The sequence below is a fragment of the Microvirga sp. 17 mud 1-3 genome, from assembly GCF_003151255.1.
Lineage (GTDB): Bacteria > Pseudomonadota > Alphaproteobacteria > Rhizobiales > Beijerinckiaceae > Microvirga.
In genome coordinates this window covers 4,164,440-4,180,700 of sequence record NZ_CP029481.1, presented here as the reverse complement: position 1 = coordinate 4,180,700, position 16,261 = coordinate 4,164,440, and the positions used below count along the sequence as shown (strand labels likewise).

12 protein-coding genes are annotated in these 16,261 nt (G+C 68.1%); 10 read left to right on the top strand and 2 right to left on the bottom strand.

The genetic code is table 11. The features are described from left to right. Positions 1-7: 7 nt before the first annotated feature. The 3 genes from C4E04_RS19595 (at position 8) to C4E04_RS19585 (ending at position 5,036) form a co-directional block, all read left to right on the top strand. Entirely contained in the window at positions 8-2,590 is a 2,583-nt protein-coding gene (locus C4E04_RS19595) for an ABC transporter permease (RefSeq protein WP_109600208.1), read from the top strand. 225 nt (positions 2,591-2,815) lie between these two features. Next, positions 2,816-3,598: a Bax inhibitor-1/YccA family protein gene (locus tag C4E04_RS19590; RefSeq protein ID WP_109600206.1), complete on the top strand. Its 783-nt coding sequence runs from the start codon at positions 2,816-2,818 to the stop codon at positions 3,596-3,598. A 199-nt stretch (positions 3,599-3,797) separates the two neighbouring features. Next, positions 3,798-5,036, top strand: a complete 1,239-nt coding sequence (locus tag C4E04_RS19585) for an MFS transporter (RefSeq protein WP_109600203.1) — start codon at positions 3,798-3,800, stop codon at positions 5,034-5,036. 15 nt (positions 5,037-5,051) lie between these two features. Here the strand turns inward: C4E04_RS19585 and C4E04_RS19580 are convergent, their stop codons facing one another. Continuing rightward, positions 5,052-5,435: a DUF2794 domain-containing protein gene (locus C4E04_RS19580; RefSeq protein WP_109600201.1), complete on the bottom strand. Its 384-nt coding sequence runs from the start codon at positions 5,433-5,435 to the stop codon at positions 5,052-5,054. A 323-nt stretch (positions 5,436-5,758) separates the two neighbouring features. Continuing rightward, positions 5,759-6,772 carry a zinc-binding alcohol dehydrogenase family protein gene (locus C4E04_RS19575; RefSeq protein WP_109600199.1) on the bottom strand — a complete coding sequence of 338 codons (1,014 nt, stop codon included), beginning with the start codon at positions 6,770-6,772 and terminating at the stop codon, positions 5,759-5,761. Positions 6,773-6,895: 123 nt separating this feature from the next. On the opposite strand from C4E04_RS19575, the gene C4E04_RS19570 reads away from it, so the two are divergent. The 7 genes from C4E04_RS19570 to ihfB all read left to right on the top strand — a co-directional run bounded on the left by C4E04_RS19570 (position 6,896) and on the right by ihfB (position 16,243). Further along, positions 6,896-7,261 (top strand): helix-turn-helix domain-containing protein, encoded by a 366-nt coding sequence (locus C4E04_RS19570; protein ID WP_109600197.1) that lies wholly within the window; start codon positions 6,896-6,898, stop codon positions 7,259-7,261. A 115-nt stretch (positions 7,262-7,376) separates the two neighbouring features. Further along, the gene (locus C4E04_RS19565) at positions 7,377-12,212 is read left to right on the top strand and encodes an NAD-glutamate dehydrogenase (RefSeq protein WP_109600195.1); all 4,836 of its coding nucleotides are present in this window, start codon (positions 7,377-7,379) and stop codon (positions 12,210-12,212) included. Positions 12,213-12,346: 134 nt separating this feature from the next. Then, the gene (locus C4E04_RS19560) at positions 12,347-13,774 is read left to right on the top strand and encodes an MFS transporter (protein ID WP_109601325.1); all 1,428 of its coding nucleotides are present in this window, start codon (positions 12,347-12,349) and stop codon (positions 13,772-13,774) included. 75 nt (positions 13,775-13,849) lie between these two features. Further along, a complete protein-coding gene (locus tag C4E04_RS19555; RefSeq protein ID WP_109600193.1) occupies positions 13,850-14,113 on the top strand; it encodes a DUF6356 family protein in 264 nt (87 codons plus the stop codon). Positions 14,114-14,271: 158 nt separating this feature from the next. Next, entirely contained in the window at positions 14,272-14,733 is a 462-nt protein-coding gene (locus C4E04_RS19550; protein WP_109601323.1) for a L,D-transpeptidase, read from the top strand. Positions 14,734-14,943: 210 nt separating this feature from the next. After that, positions 14,944-15,906 (top strand): signal peptide peptidase SppA, encoded by a 963-nt coding sequence (gene sppA / locus C4E04_RS19545; RefSeq protein WP_109600191.1) that lies wholly within the window; start codon positions 14,944-14,946, stop codon positions 15,904-15,906. 25 nt (positions 15,907-15,931) lie between these two features. Then, entirely contained in the window at positions 15,932-16,243 is a 312-nt protein-coding gene (gene ihfB, locus C4E04_RS19540) for an integration host factor subunit beta (RefSeq protein WP_109600189.1), read from the top strand. Positions 16,244-16,261 lie beyond the last annotated feature (18 nt).

The window sequence follows — 16,261 nt, the reverse complement described above, 5'->3', positions numbered from 1 at the left end:
GCAACCCATGCACGGCACCCTCCCGGCCTCTCCGAAGAATCCCGCACCGGCGTTCCCACCCCTGATCCTGCGCCTCGCCTTTCGCGAGTTGCGCGCGGGCCTGCGCGGCTTCGGCATCTTCCTCGCCTGCATCGCGCTCGGCGTCGCGGCGATTGCGGGCGTCTCGTCCCTGTCCCGGTCCCTCACCGAGGGCCTGTCCCGGGAGGGTCGCCGGATTCTCGGCGGCGACATGGCGTTCTCGCTCCTCCAGCGGGAGGCGAATGCGCAGGAGCGCGCCTTCCTGGCCTCCAAAGGCTCGGTCGCCGTCATCGCGGCCATGCGCGCCATGGCGAATGCGGGCGACAAGGGCGCGGCGCTTGTCGAGCTGAAGGCCGTGGACGCGGCCTATCCGACGGTCGGGACCCTGGAGACGGACCCGCCGATAGTGCCCGCGGACCTGTTCGCGAACCGGGACGGCGCCTTTGGCGCGGCGGCGGATCCGGCCCTGCTTGCCCGGCTCGACCTGAAGGTCGGCGACCGGGTCAAGGTGGGCGAGGCCATGATCGACCTGCGCGCAAGCCTGGTCTCGGAGCCGGACAAGATCGCCAACGGCATCGGCTTCGGGCCGCGGCTCCTCGTCTCGCAGGAGGCCCTGCGGGCGACCGGGCTCGTCCAGCCCGGCAGCCTCGTGCGCTGGACCTACCGGGTCATCGTGCCGCCTGCCCAATCGACGGATGAGGGCCTGGCGGCCATCGAGGCGGACGCGAACCGGGCCCTGCCGGAGGCGGGCTGGAACGTCCGCAGCCGCGTGAACGCGGATCCGCGCTTTGCCCGCAACATCGAGCGCTTCACCCAGTTCCTCACCCTGGTGGGCCTCACGGCCCTCCTGGTCGGCGGCGTCGGCGTCGCCAATGCGGTGCGCGGCTTCGTCGACCGCAGGCGGGCCTCCATCGCGACCCTCAAGAGCCTCGGAGCACCCGGCGGACAGGTGGTGGCGCTCTATCTCGTGCAGGTACTGCTGATCGCAGCCCTAGGGATCGCGATCGGGCTCGCGGTCGGCGGGGCTCTGCCTTTCGCGGTCACGGGCCTGTTCGGCCACCTGCTGCCGATCCCGATCCAGCCGACGCTCGCCTGGACGGAGCTCGGCACGGCGCTGCTCTATGGCATCCTCGCGGCCCTGGTCTTCGCGCTCCTTCCCCTCGGGCGGGCGCACGACATTCCGGTCTCGGGACTGTTCCGCGATCAGGTCGAGCCGGAAAGGCGCTGGCCGCGCCGCCGCTATCTCGTGATTTTCGCCCTGGCGCTCGCGGCCCTGGTCGGCCTGTCGGTCGGCGCCGCTTACGACCGGCGCATCGCGCTGATGTTCGTGGCCGCCGCCGCTTTGTCCTTCGTGCTCCTGCGGGTCGTGGCTCTCGGCATCATGGCGCTTGCCCGCCGCCTGCCGCGCCCGCGCCGCACGGCGCCGCGTCTCGCGCTCGCCAACATCCACCGGCCTGGGGCGCTCACGCCTTCTCTTGTGCTGTCGTTGGGCCTCGGCATCACGCTCCTGGTGACCCTCGCGCTCATCGATTCCAACCTCACGCGCCAGCTCAGGCAGACCCTGCCGGAGCACGCGCCGAGCTTCTTCTTCCTCGACATTCCGAGCGCCCAGGCGGACGCGTTCGAGGGCTTCATCCGCCAGCAGGCGCCGGACGCGACCGTTGAGCGCGTGCCGATGATGCGCGGGCGTCTCGTGACCCTGCGGGGCCTGCCGGTCTCGGAGATCAAGGCCAGTGAGGATGCTGCCTGGGTGCTCGACGGAGACCGGGGCATCACCTACGCGAAGACGCCGCCCGAGGGCTCCCGCCTGGTGGCGGGGTCCTGGTGGCCGGAGGATTACCGGGGCAAGCCCCTCGTGTCCTTCGAGGCCAAGGTGGCCGAAGGGCTCGGCCTCAAGCTCGGGGACGAGATCACCGTGAACGTGCTGGGGCGCAACGTCACGGCCACCATCGCCAATCTGCGTCAGGTGGAATGGCGCTCGCTGGGCATCAACTTCGTGATGGTGTTCTCGCCGAATGCCTTCGCGGGCGCGCCGCACACACATCTGGCCACCGTCACGTTCCCGAACGGGTCCGACGCCGCGACCGATGCGAGGCTCCTGCGCAGCACCGCGCAGGCTTATCCCTCCGTCACGAGCGTACGGGTGAAGGATGCCCTCCAGGCCGTGGACGACGTGGTCTCCCAGCTCGTCATGGCGATCCGCGGCGCGAGCTCTGTCGCGCTGGTGGCGAGCCTGCTGGTGCTCGCCGGCGCCCTCGCGGCCGGCCACCGGGCCCGGCTCTACGACGCGGTCGTCCTGAAGACCTTAGGCGCGACCCGCGCCCGCCTCGTCCTCGCCTATGCGCTGGAATATGGGTTTTTGGGGGGTGCGACAGCGATGTTCGGGCTGCTGGCCGGGACGCTCGCCGCCTACATGATCGTCGTTCACGTGATGAACTTAAGCTTTGTTGCGGATCTTTCTGGCGCGCTCCTCGCATCCGTCCTCGCGGTGCTGGTGAGCGTGTGTCTAGGGCTCGCCGGCACATGGCGGATCCTGAGTCAAAAGCCGGCACTATACTTAAGAGATCTTTGACCGCCTGTGCCGGTATGACAGAACGTCCGAGGGAGGCCCCGGAGTAGCCTGCGGCTTAAAACTTGACTGTTCTTTATCACGAAGCGTTGAAGCTTGACCTTGCCTCTTGCGCAAGGAAGGGCGACCTCTCATATTCTGGATGTCGCCGGAGAAACGCGGCGGCCGAGGGCTGACTTCCCAGCCTTTCGAGGGAACATCGACGGGACACCGTGAGAAAGGGCTCCGATGCAACCGTATGAGCAAAACCAATACGCCTCTGGCACCGGCTTTGCCCGGACGGCCGCACAGGTCGACCAAGGCCTGCGCGCCTTCATGCTCGGCGTCTACAACAACATGATTCTGGGCCTTGCCATCTCGGCCCTTGTCGCGCTTGGCATCAACATGCTCGCCACGACGAGCGATCCGTCCATGGCCGCCGCCCGCATGGGCAGCATCGGCCTGACGTCGTTCGGCGTTGCGCTGTACGGCTCCCCGCTCAAGTGGGTGGTGGCGCTGGCGCCTCTGGCTTTCATCTTCCTGTTCTCGTTCCGCATGGACCGCATGTCGGCCTCTGCGGCGCGCGGCACCTTCTTCGCCTTTGCGGCCGTGATGGGCGCGTCGCTCTCGACCCTGCTCATCATGTTCACGGGCGCGAGCGTCGTGCAGGTGTTCTTCATCACGGCGGCCGCCTTCGGCGCGCTGTCCCTGTGGGGCTACACCACGAACCGCAGCCTGTCGGGCGTCGGCTCGTTCCTGATCATGGGCGTGGTCGGCCTGATCATCGCGTCGATCGTGAACATCTTCCTCGCGTCGAGCGCCCTGCAGTTCGGCATCTCGGTTCTCGGCGTTCTGATCTTCGCGGGCCTCACGGCCTACGATACGCAGAAGCTGAAGGAGATGTATCTCTACGGGAACTACGACAGCGAAGCGGCCGCGAAGGTCTCGGTCTTCGGCGCCCTGCAGCTCTACCTGGACTTCATCAACATGTTCCAGTTCCTGCTGGCGCTCGTGGGCAACCGCAACAACTGAGCGTAAGCCTCAAGAGCATTCTTCGAAGCCCCGGCCAAAAGCCGGGGCTTTTTCGTGAAAAGCCGAAAGAGCCAGGCAAGAAATGGGGAAAATGCGGCCCAGGGGATTTCTTTCCTCCTGCCGAGTGCCTTAGGAGAGGCCGCCATTCTCCCGGCGGATCGCAGGCCGCGATGCCGGCCGCTGTCCCGAGGCTCATTCCATGTTCCGGTCCTTCCTGGCCGCCAGAGGCGGGCTCTGGCGCAATCCCGACTTCATGAGGCTCTGGGCAGCCCAAAGCCTTTCGGCCGTCGGGGCGCGCTTCACCCGTGAGGGGCTGCCGATCATCGCGGCCCTGCTGCTCGACGCGTCCGCCACCGATCTCGGGCTCCTGGTGGCGCTCAGCGCCCTGCCGGGCGTCCTCCTCAGCCCCTTCGCCGGGGCATGGATCGACCGGACCCGTCGCCGACGTGTCCTGATCCTGGCAGACCTCGTCCGTGCCGCCGCCCTGGTCACGCTGCCGGTCATGGCCTGGCTCGGTACGATCACCATAGGGCAGGTCATGGGCGTGGCGGCCGTGGTGGCCCTGTTCTCCATGGTCTTCCAGACGGCGGACAACGCCTATCTGCCGACCGTGGTGGAGAAGGAGCAGCTCCTCGAGGGCAATGCGAAACTCGCCACCACCGATGCGGTGGCCGAGGTCGCCGGGCCGGCGCTCGCGGGCGTCGCGATCCAGCTTTTGACGGCTCCGGTCGCGCTCCTGTTCGATGCCCTGTCCTATCTCTGGTCGGCGGTGCTGCTTGCCTCGATCCGCCGGGTCGAGCCGGTCTGCCAGGCGGAGGATCATGCTCCCGACCTCTGGCGCGAGACGAAGGAGGGACTCGGTTTCGTCTTCTCGCATCCGGTGCTGCGCCCGCTGACCCTGTGCCTGGCGACGCTCACCTTCTTCCTGTCGTTCTTCGCGCCCCTCTATGTGCTCTATGCGGTGCGCGAGCTCGGAATCGCGCCCGGCCCGCTCGGCCTCATCATTGCGCTTGGCGGAATCAGCGCCATCGTCGGCGCGCGCTATGCGGAGGCTGCAGGACGGCGCATCCGGATGCGCCGCCTTCTGATGGGGCTCATCCTGGCCTATGGCCTCGTCCTCGCGTTCATTCCGCTTGCCGGAGGGGCCTTCTGGACGGCGGCAATCCTCTTGTGCGTGTCCCAGCTCCTTGGCGACGGGATCTGGGTGATCTTCTTCACCAACGCCACCACCCTTCGCCAGAACGTGACGCCGGAGGCTCTTCGGGGACGCGAGGGCGGAACCTTCCACCTTCTCACGGGCGGCCTCGGTCTCGTGGCAGCCCTGGTGGCGGGCACCGCCGCCGATATGATCGGCATCAGGCCTGTTCTGTGGATCGCGATTGCCGGCATCCTGGCTTCAAGCGTGTGGCTTCTGGCGCTGCCGGACGAAAAGCCGTGAGCCCCGGAGGCTTTCTCAGGAGACCACCTTCAGAGGCTTGTCGAGGGCGCGCAGCACCAGGGGAAGCTCGTGCCCGCGTTTGAGGATGAGGCCGGACGAGGCGACCACCGCATAGGCGCCCTGGCGGCGGGCGAGCTTGGGCACTTTCTCGATCCGGTAGAGCGGCATTTCGGAGGTGCGGCGGAAGATGGAGAAGACGGCCTTTTCGGGCAGGAAATCCATGGCGTAGTCGCGCCATTCGCCTTCAGCGACCTTGCGTCCGTAGAGATTGAGGATGGTCTGGAGTTCCTGTCGGTCGAACGAGACGGTTCTGGATGCGGTGGCCGGAAACGGAAGCACATGGCCCGAATGGGAGGCCAGGCCACCGCGAAGCGGCTCCGCGAAATCACCTTCGCTCATTTTTCCTCCGGGGAACGAACATCGTTAGCCAGATGATGGGTCTCCCCGGCGGCGGGCGCAACCCCCGCGGATGCGGCCGTTCTCGCGGGTTTGTCAGCCAAATCTTATTTTCGCCGCAATCATGCCGCGCCGCAGCCCCAGTGGGAGCCGATAAGCCTAGCGTTGCCTCGACGGCCCGGTCTGTCGGCCGCCCTGGACACGTCAGCCCCCCAGCCCCCGGGGTGTTTCGATGGACCGGGCCTCGTCCACGTCGAGTGCAAAAGCCGCCTGCTCAGGGCGGCTTTCTTTTGGCCTGGACCCCACCGTCGGTGTCCGGCCTCTGCTCAAAATCCTTCCAGCACGATCTTGCCCCGGGCCTTGCCGCTCTCGATGAAGCCGTGCGCCCGCCGGAGATTGGCCGCGCTGACGGGGCCGAAGGTCTCGGCGAGCGTGGTCCGGATTTCTCCCGCATCCACCAGCCGGGCGACCTCGTCCAGGATGGCATGCTGACGGTCCATGTCGGCGGTCTGGAAGGTCGAGCGGGTGAACATGGATTCCCAATGCAGGGACACGCTCTTGCGCTTGAGCAGGGTCACGTCGATCCCGACCGGATCGTCGATCACGCCGATCCTTCCCTGCGGCGCGACAAGGTCTGCGATGGCCGGGAAATGCGTGTCCGTGTGAGTGATGGAAAACACGAAGGCCGGGGCCCCGAGGCCGAGCGCCTGAACCTGCTCGCCGAGGGGCCTGCGGTGGTCGATCACGTGGTGGGCGCCGAGCTCCCGGGTCCAGGCCTGCGTCTCGGGCCGGGATGCGGTGGCGATCACCGTGAGGTCGGTAAGCCGGCGGGCGAGCTGGATCGCCATGGACCCGACACCGCCGGCCGCGCCGACGATCAGGAGCGCGGGCGCTGCGCCCGGAACGGGCTTCCGGATGTCGATACGGTCGAACAGGGTCTCCCAGGCGGTCAGGGAGGTCAGGGGCAGGGCGGCCGCCTGGGCGAAATCGAGGGTTTTGGGCTTTCGCCCCACGAGGCGCTCGTCCACGAGGTGGAACTCGGCATTCGTGCCGGGGCGGACGAGGGAGCCCGCATAGAAGACCTCGTCGCCCGGCCGGAACAGGCTCGCGCCGGAACCCGCCTCGCGGACGATGCCGGCAGCGTCGAAGCCGAGAATCCGCGCCGCTCCCGGCTCCGGCGCCACTTTGGAGCGGACCTTCACGTCTACCGGATTGACCGAGACGGCTCTCACTTCGACCAGGAGGTCGCGCCCCTCGGGCCGTGGCACCGGCACATCGATGTCGATCAGGGAGGCCTCGGCCTCGACCGGAAGGGGCTCACGATAGGCAACGGCGCGCATGGTGGATGTCACGGACGATCTCCTGATCTGGGGTCGTTTTCCCTTGCGATCAGGTTGGGTCATACGCATCCTTGGCGCAAGAACGCACATTTCGCGCACATAGTGTCGAAAAGGATACCGTTGATGGCCCGCCCTGCCCGCAAGCCGCCCGCTCCCACGACCTGCTCGGTGGAGGCGACCCTCAACCTGATCGACGGCAAGTGGAAGATCGTGATCCTCTACAAGCTGCTGCGCGGCACCCTGCGCTTCAACGAGATCCGCCGCCTCCTGCCCGGCGTCACCCAGCGGATGCTGACGAACCAGCTCCGGGAGCTGGAGGCCGACGGGCTCGTGACCCGCACGGTCTATGCCCAGGTGCCGCCGCGGGTGGATTACGACCTCTCGGCGCTCGGCCGCAGCCTGGAACCCGTGCTCCTCGCCATGAAGGCCTGGGGCGATGCGAATCTGAAGGACCCGAATCTGTCGTCCTCACGGGCCGAAGCAGCCTAAACTGTCGCGAATTTCATCAAATTGCCTGCCGCATGGGCAGAATCGCAGGCTTCGGTTGCTTGTGCGGTCTGTCTGTGGCAACGCTCCCGCAACGATCATAAGCGAGGATGCGCGCATGAAGCTGGACCCTTCCACCAGCGGAGGCGAACTGACGGCCCAGGCCGTCGCCGTGCTCGAGACCGGGCACACGGATGTGCCCCCGACTTTCCTGCATGTGCTGTTCGGCCGGGTGCCTTCCGAGGACCTTGCGTCCTATTCGCCCCAGGCTCTCGCCGAGCTCGCCTCCGAAGCCTATGAGCACCTCAAGGCGCCCCGCCCGGAGACCGGCGCGGATATCCGCCTGATCGATCTCGAGGTGGAGCGCGAGGGTCGCCGGCGCGACGTGACGATCCTCGAGGTCGTCAACGACAACATGCCCTTCCTGCTCGATTCCACCCTCGCCGAGCTGGTGGACGAGGGCTACGAGCCGCTCCTCGTCGCTCACCCGATCCTGGCCGTGGAACGTGACCGGAGCGGAGCGCTCGTGCGCCTCCTCGGCGAGGCGACCGCCCACACTCAGACCGGCGTGAAGCGCGAGAGCTTCATCCATATCCATCTGCCCCGCATCGACGACACGGAGGCGCGCGAGCGCCTCACCGAGGCCATGCGGCGCGTCTACAAGGACGTGGCCCTCGCGGTGCACGACTGGCCCGGCATGCGGGCCCGCGTCACCGAGCTCGTCCAGAACTACCGGCTGCATCCGCCGCCGCTGCCCAAGGACGAGGTGCAGGAGGCGGTCGCGTTCCTCGACTGGATCGCCCAGGACAACTTCACCTTCCTGGGCCTGCGCGAATACCGCCTGCCCCTCGGCGACACGGCCGCCGACCCGGTGGAGGGCTCGGGGCTGGGCCTTCTGCGCGATCCGTCCGTGAAGGTGCTGCGCCGCGGCCGCGAGCTCGTGGCCATGACGCCCGAGATCCGCACCTTCCTGGAGCAGCCGAAGGCGCTCATCATCGCCAAGGCGAACGTCAAGTCCCGCGTGCATCGCCGCGCCCATCTCGATTACATCGGCGTGAAGCTGTTCGACGGCGACGGGCATCTCCAGGGCGAGCTGCGCATCGTGGGTCTCTTCACGGCGAGCGCCTACACCAACACCACCGGCGAGGTCCCCTATCTGCGCCATAAGGTGGCGAAGATCGTGGCCCGCGCCGGGTTCGATCCGTCGAGCTATTCGGGCCGCTCGCTCCTGAACGTGCTCGAGAACTATCCCCGCGACGAGCTCTTCCAGATCGACGAGGACACGCTCTACCACTTCGCCCTCGACATCATGAGCCTGTCGGAGCGGCCGCGGATCCGGGCGCTCGCCCGGGCGGACCAGTTCGACCGCTTTGTGTCCGTGCTCGTCTATGTGCCCAAGGACCGCTACGACACGGATGCGCGCCGGCGCATCGGCGAGTTCCTGGCCAGCGTCTACGAGGGCCGCGTTTCCGCCTCCTATCCCGCCTATCCGGAAGGCCCGCTGGCGCGCACCCATTACATCATCGGCCGCGACGAGGGCGAGACGCCGAAGATCCCCCGCGAGACCCTGGAAGCCGGGATCGCCGGCATCGTGCGCACCTGGAGCGACGCGCTGCGCGGCCAGCTCGACGACACCCTGGGCGGCGCTCGCGCCCGGGCGCTCGCGGCTCGCTACGCCCATGCCTTCAGCGCCGCCTACCGCGAGGCCTTCGGGGCCGAGCAGGCGATCGCCGACATCGCGATTCTCGAACAGCTCTCCGAGACCCGTCCGCGGGCGGTGGATCTCTACCGCCGCGAGGCCGACGACGAGACCCGCGTCCATCTCAAGGTGTTCTCGCGCGCCACGGCGCTGCCGCTCTCGGAGCGCGTGCCGCTCCTGGAGAATCTCGGCTTCCGCGTCGTCAACGAGAGAACCTACCGGGTCCTGTCTTCTGGCGTCACCGGCATGGACCGGGTCTGGCTCCATGACATGACCCTGGAGCGCGCCTCCGGCGGGCCCATCGCGATCGATGAGATCCAGGACCTGATCGAGGCGGCGCTGCTCGCCCTGTTCCGCGGCCTCGCCGAATCGGACGCCTTCAACCGCCTCGTCCTCGAGGCGGGCCTCGGCTGGCGCGACGTCGCCATGGTGCGCGCCTTCGGCCGCTACCTGCGCCAGATCCGCATTCCTTATGCGCAGGACTACCTCGCCGGCACCCTGGCGCGCCACAGCGCCATCGCGGTGAAGATCGTCGAGCTGTTCTATGCCCGCTTCGATCCGCGGGTCGAGGATGCCGGGGAGCGCGCCTCTGCCGAGGCTGCCCTGCGCGCCGAGATCGAGGAGATGCTCAAGCAGGTCACGAGCCTCGACGACGACCGCATCCTGCGCCGCTTCATCAACCTCATCGAGGCGGCGGTGCGCACCAATTTCTTCCAGCTCGAAGGGAACGGCCTGCCGCGCCAGACCATCGCGTTCAAGTTCGAATGCGCCCGGGTTGACGGCCTGCCCCTGCCGAAGCCGCTCTACGAGATTTTCGTCTATTCGCCGCGGGTCGAAGGCGTCCACATGCGCTACGGCAAGGTGGCGCGCGGCGGCCTGCGCTGGTCCGACCGGCCGCAGGATTTCCGCACCGAGGTGCTCGGCCTCGTCAAGGCGCAGCAGGTCAAGAACGCCGTCATTGTGCCGGTCGGCGCCAAGGGCGGCTTCGTGCCCAAGCAGCTGCCGCCGGCGAGCGACCGGCAGGCCTGGCTCGCCGAGGGCACGGAGAGCTACCGCATCTTCGTGCGCACGCTCCTGCAGCTGACCGACAATATCGAAGGCGACCACGTCGTGCCGCCCGCCGAGACCGTGCGGCACGACGGGGACGATCCCTATCTCGTGGTGGCGGCCGACAAGGGCACGGCCACCTTCTCGGACACCGCGAACGCACTCTCGGCCGAGAAGCATCATTGGCTGGGCGATGCCTTCGCGTCCGGCGGCAGCCACGGCTATGACCACAAGGGCATGGGCATTACGGCCCGGGGCGCCTGGGAGGCCGTGAAGCGCCATTTCCGCGAGATGGACGTGGACATCCAGTCCGAGCCGGTGACGGTGGCGGGCGTGGGCGACATGTCGGGCGACGTGTTCGGCAACGGCATGCTGCTCTCGCAGTCCATCAAGCTGGTGGCGGCCTTCGACCACCGGGACATCTTCCTCGATCCGAATCCGGATCCGGAGGCCGCCTGGAAGGAGCGCGAGCGCCTGTTCAACCTCCCGCGCTCCAGCTGGCAGGATTACGACAAGGGCCTGATCTCCAAGGGCGGCGGTGTGTTCGCCCGCAGCGCCAAGTCCATCCCGCTCTCCGAGGAGGTGCGCGCCGTGCTCGGCTTCGACAAGGCCGAGGCCGCGCCGAGCGAGGTGATGAGCGCGATCTTGAGGGCGCCGGTCGGCCTGCTCTGGTTCGGCGGCATCGGCACCTATATCCGCGCCTCGACCGAGACGGACGAGCAGGTGGGCGACCGCGCCAACGACGCGATCCGCATCGCCGGCACGGAAGTGCGGGCGCAGGTGATCGGCGAGGGCGCCAATCTCGGCATGACCCAGCGCGGGCGCATCGAGGCCGCGCGGTCGGGCGTACGCCTCAACACCGACGCCATCGACAACTCGGCCGGCGTCAACACCTCCGACGTGGAGGTGAACATCAAGATCGCGCTGGCCGTGCCGGAGCGGGACGGGAAGCTGTCCTTCGATGCGCGCAACGAGCTCCTCGTCGACATGACCGACGAGGTCGCCCGCCTGGTGCTGCGCAACAACTACCTGCAGACCCTGGCGCTCTCGCTCACCGAGCGGCGCAGCCTCGCCGATATGGGCTTCGCGCGCCGCCTCATGCATATGCTCGAGGCGGAGGGCCGCCTTAACCGTGCCGTGGAATACCTGCCGGACGACGCCGCTCTCGCGGAGCGCGCCCGGCGGGGCGAGGGGCTGACGCGGCCCGAGATCGCTGTGCTGCTCGCCTATGCCAAGCTCTCCCTGCACGACGAGCTTCTGGAAAGCCCGGTGCCGGACGATCCCTATCTCGGCAAGGAGCTCGACCGCTACTTCCCGGAGGAGATGCGCGAGCGCTTCCCCGATGCCATCGCGGGACACCGGCTGCGCCGCGAGATCATCGCGACCCAGCTCGCCAACGCGATCATCAACCGCGGCGGCGCGACCATCGTGGCGCGTCTCGTCGACCAGACCGGCGCCGATGCGCCCACCATCGCGGCGGCTTACGCGGCGACGCGGGATTCCTTCGGCCTCACGGAACTCAACGTCGCCATCGACGCTCTCGACGGCGTGGTGCCGGGCGCCCTGCAGCTCCAGCTCTACGGGGAGCTCCAGGATCTACTCATGAACCGGATCGTCTGGTTCATCCGCAATGTCGACTTCACGGCCACGACCCTCGACGAGGTGATCGGCACCTATGCGGCCGGCATTGCGGAAGTCGAGCGCGGCCTGCGCGACACCCTCGCCCAGGAGGCCCTGGACGCCTGGGATGCGCGAGTGAAAGCTCTCGTCGAGCAGGGCGTGCCTGAGGAGCTGGCGCGCCGGCTCGCGGCGCTGCCGGATCTCGTCGCGGCGCCCGATATCGTGCTCACGGCGCACCGGACCGGCAAGCCGGTGCAGGACATCTCCCGCATCCACTTCGCCCTGGAGGGCGCCTTCCGCCTCGGCTCCCTCATCGGCGCCGCGCGGGAGATCAACGTGAGCGACTACTTCGACCGTCTCGCCCTCGACCGGGCCATCGACAGCATCGCGTCCGCCCACCGGAACCTGACGGCCGAAGTGGCCGCGCAGGAGGCCTCCGGACAGGAGGCCGTGGACGCCTGGAGCGAGAGGCGGGGAGCGGATGTCAGCCGCATCCGCAACGCGGTCGACAGCATCGTCCGGTCGGGCCTGAGCCTCTCGAAGGTCACGGTGGCCGCAAGCCTCCTCGGAGATCTGGCGCGGACCTGACGCGCCTGGCCAATCAAAACAGCGGGCCCGGCAGTGCAAATCCACTGTCGGGCCCGCTGTTTTCAGGATAGCGAGAACATCGTCGAGGAAGAAAACCGGGTCCACTTTTCCGCACGATGCTCTATGGAGATTCCATGAACGACCGCGACGTCCTGGAATCTCTCCCGCCCACGGCTCTTCCGCCCCGGCCCGCCGTGGCCGCGCGGCCGAAGGGCATGGCTTCCCGGCCGGCCCTCCTCGGGTGGCTCCTGTTCGACTGGGCCTGCCAGCCCTTCTTCACCCTCGTGACCACCTTCGTATTCGCGCCCTTCTTCGCGGCCGCGCTCGCGCCCGATCCGGTGACGGGGCAGAGCCTGTGGGGCTACGCGACGGCCTGCGCGGGTCTCGTTCTGGCGTTCCTGTCGCCCATCCTGGGCTCGATTGCGGACGCCACGGGCCCGAAGAAGCCGTGGATCGCCGCCTGCGGCCTCGTGCTCTTCGCCTCTTCGTTCGCCCTCTGGTTCGCGGCGCCGGGCATGCCTTACGCCATTCCGGTGGCCCTCGTCGGGTTCGGGATCGGGACCGTCGCGGTCGAGGTCGCGGCGGTGTTCAACAATGCCATGATCCCGCACCTCGTGCCGCCGGAGCGGTTCGGACGGCTCTCGGGCACGGGTTGGGCGGTCGGCTATCTCGGCGGCCTCGTCTCCCTGGTGATCGTGCTCGGCTTCCTGGCCGCCAACCCGGAGACCGGCCGGACCGTGATCGGCGTCGCGCCGCTCTTCGGCCTCGATGCGGGATTGCGGGAGGGGGACCGGATCACCGGCCCGTTCTCGGCCGTGTGGTTCCTGCTCTTCGTCCTGCCGCTCTTCCTCCTCACGCCCGACATCGCCCGCTCGTCCTTGAGCCTGCGCGCGGCCGTCCGCAGGAGTTTCGCGCAGGTGGCGAGCACCATCGCGGATGCGCGGCGGCACGAGAGCGTCGGCCGCTTCCTCCTCGCCAACATGGTCTACCAGGATGCCCTCGTGGCGCTGTTCGCGTTCGGCGGAATCTATGGCGCGGGGGTTTTCGGCTGGCAGGCCACGGAGCTCGGGGTCTTCGGCATCCTGCTCACGGTCACGGGGACCCTCGGGGCCCTCGTGGGCGGGCGTCTGGACGACCGCTTCGGCGCGAAGCCCGTGATTCTCGGGGCCATCGCGACCCTGTGCGTCGTCTGCCTGGGCGTCCTGTCGCTGGGGGCGGACCATGTGCTCTTCGTCGTGCCGACGGCCCCGGCCGTGCCCGGCGACGGCCTCTACGGCACCGCTCCGGAAAAGCTCTTCCTGGCCCTCGGCCTCCTGATCGGCGCCGTCGCGGGGCCGCTCCAGGCGTCCTCGCGCAGCCTCCTGGCCCGGCTCGTGCCCGCCCATGAGGCGGGGCGCTATTTCGGGCTCCTCGCCCTCTCGGGCAAGGTCACGTCCTTCCTGGCGCCGCTCACGGTCGCGGTCGCCACCGCGCTGTTCCAGACCCAGGCGGCCGGCCCCGCCGTGCTGATCCTGTTCTTTGGGGCCGGAGGCATCCTGATCGCCGGCGTGAAGCGGGCCTGAAACCTGCCCGAATGGGGCGCTTGAGCCGCGATGGCCCTGCCACTACCATGGCGCTCCCCTGAAGGGAGCAACGCCATGTCCTTGAAGACGCTGTTCACCGCGCATCCCGATTCCGTCGGCGAGACCTATTTCGAGCATATGGGCGTGGCGCTGAGCTTCGCCGGCCCCTTGCTGGCGGCCGGCCTTGCGGCCCTTGTCCACGCCTTCCTGCCCTTCCTGTGCGTGACGACCGCGAGCGCCACCGTGAAGCGGCTCTATGCCCGCATGACGAACCGCGCGCCCCGTACGGTCCAGGAGAGCACGGCCGACCCCATGCTGGCCTGGGACCCGGTCATCTGACCAGAGGCTGAGCCTCAAACCGGAACCGTCGCGGTTCGTTTCGCGTCTCACTCCTGCGCAGCTTGCCGGAGGAGGGACGGACCATGGACGGGCGGAGGACGGGCAGGGGCTTGGGTTTGAAGGGCTTGCTGGCCCTCGCGGCCTTGATCTCCGGCACGATGGGCTTCGGGACAGCGCCCGAGGCCCGCGAGCTGGTACCCTTCGACGGCTCCGTTTCTCCTGGGACGATCCTGATCCGCACCGGGGAGCGCAAGCTCTACTATGTGCGCCACGACGGCACGGCCCTGCGCTATCCGGTGGCGGTCGGCAAGCCGGGCAAGCAATGGTTCGGCGAGGCGCGCGTCGACGGGAAATACGTGAAGCCCGCCTGGTCGCCGCCCCTCGAGGTGAAGCGGGACAATCCACGCCTGCCGGACGTCATTCCCGGCGGCGCTGCCAACAACCCCATGGGCGCCCGGGCGCTGACCCTGGACCGGGACGAATATGCCATCCACGGCACCAACCGCCGGGCCTCCATCGGCACCTATGCGTCCTACGGCTGCATCCGCATGTTCAACGAGGACATCATCGACCTCTACGAGCATGTCACGGTGGGCACCCGGGTGGTCGTCGAGCGGTAGGTGGACGGTCCAGGCTCCCGAAAAGGGGCGGACTTTCATTGGATTGCCGACTTGCCGCCCTATCTGGTTCCGTCCTAAGCACATCCTCCCGGCCGAATCCGGTCCGCCGGGACCGTGCCACGAAACCTTGCGCCGCGTTCGGATTTGGTGAATCCGAACAGGAGCTTGAGGCGAAGTCCCCTGGGCTCGCCGGAATCACGAGACGAACCGATGCCGATCGACGCCGAAGCCATCGCCGACCGCCGCCGTTTGCGCCGCAAGATCTCCTTCTGGCGCGTCGTCGGGGTCCTCGCCCTCATCGCGGCCATCGTGGCTATGGGCTATTCGGCCTCCGACCGCTTCGGTTTCGGCGCCGGGGCCCAGATCGCGCGCATTTCGGTCAATGGTCTCATCACCGGCAACCAGCGCCTGGCGGACCTCATGGAGCGGGTGGGCGAGTCGGCAGCGGTCTCCGGGGTGGTCGTCTCCATCAATAGCCCCGGCGGCACCACGACGGGGTCAGAGGAAATCTTCCGCAACATCCGCCGCCTCGCCGAAAAGAAGCCGGTCGTCGCCTTCGTGGATGGGACGGCCGCCTCCGGCGCCTACATCACGGCCATGGCGACGGACCACATCGTGGCCCGCGAGACCGCCCTCGTGGGCTCCATCGGCGTCCTCTTCCAGTATCCGGACGTGTCTGGGCTCCTCGACCATGTCGGGGTCAAGGTCGAGGCCATCAAGTCCGCCCCGCTCAAGGCGGAGCCGAACCCCTTCACGCCCACGAGCCCGGAGGCTCGCGCCGCCATCATGCAAGTGGTCAACGACACCTATGACTGGTTCAAGCGCCTGGTCCGCGAGCGGCGGCACATGAACGACGCGGAGCTGGCCACGGTCTCCACCGGCCAGGTCTTCAGCGGTCATCAGGGGGTCGCTCTCAAGCTCGTGGACGCGGTCGGCACGGAGCGTGACGCCATTGCGTGGCTGGAGCGGGAGAAGGGCGTGCGCCGGAACCTCCCGGTGCGCGACTGGAAGCCGCGCGGCGACCGGGACCTGTCGATCTTCGCACTTGCAGCCGCCGGCGCCGATCTGGCTGGCCTAGAGAATCTGGCCGGCGCCCTGCGCCGGAGCGCGGACGGAATGGCGGCTGCGCGGCTTGACGGTCTCCTGGCGCTCTGGCACCCTTCCGAAAAGTAAAGACGCATCAAAGATATAACGCCCAATGATCAAATCCGAACTGGTGCTCAAGCTCGCCGAGCAGAACCCGCATCTGTATCAGCGCGACGTCGAGAACATCGTGAACGCGATCCTCGACACGATCGCCGATGCCCTGGCGCGGGGGGATCGGGTCGAGCTGCGCGGCTTCGGGGCCTTCTCGGTGAAGCGGCGGGATGCGCGCACCGGCCGCAATCCCCGCACGGGCGAATCGGTCGAGATCTCCGAGAAGGTCGTGCCCGTCTTCAAGACCGGCAAGGAGATGCGCCAGCGCCTCAATCCCGCCCCGAAACCTCTCAAGACCGCCGTCGCGCAATAGGCATCGACCCGGAAAGGA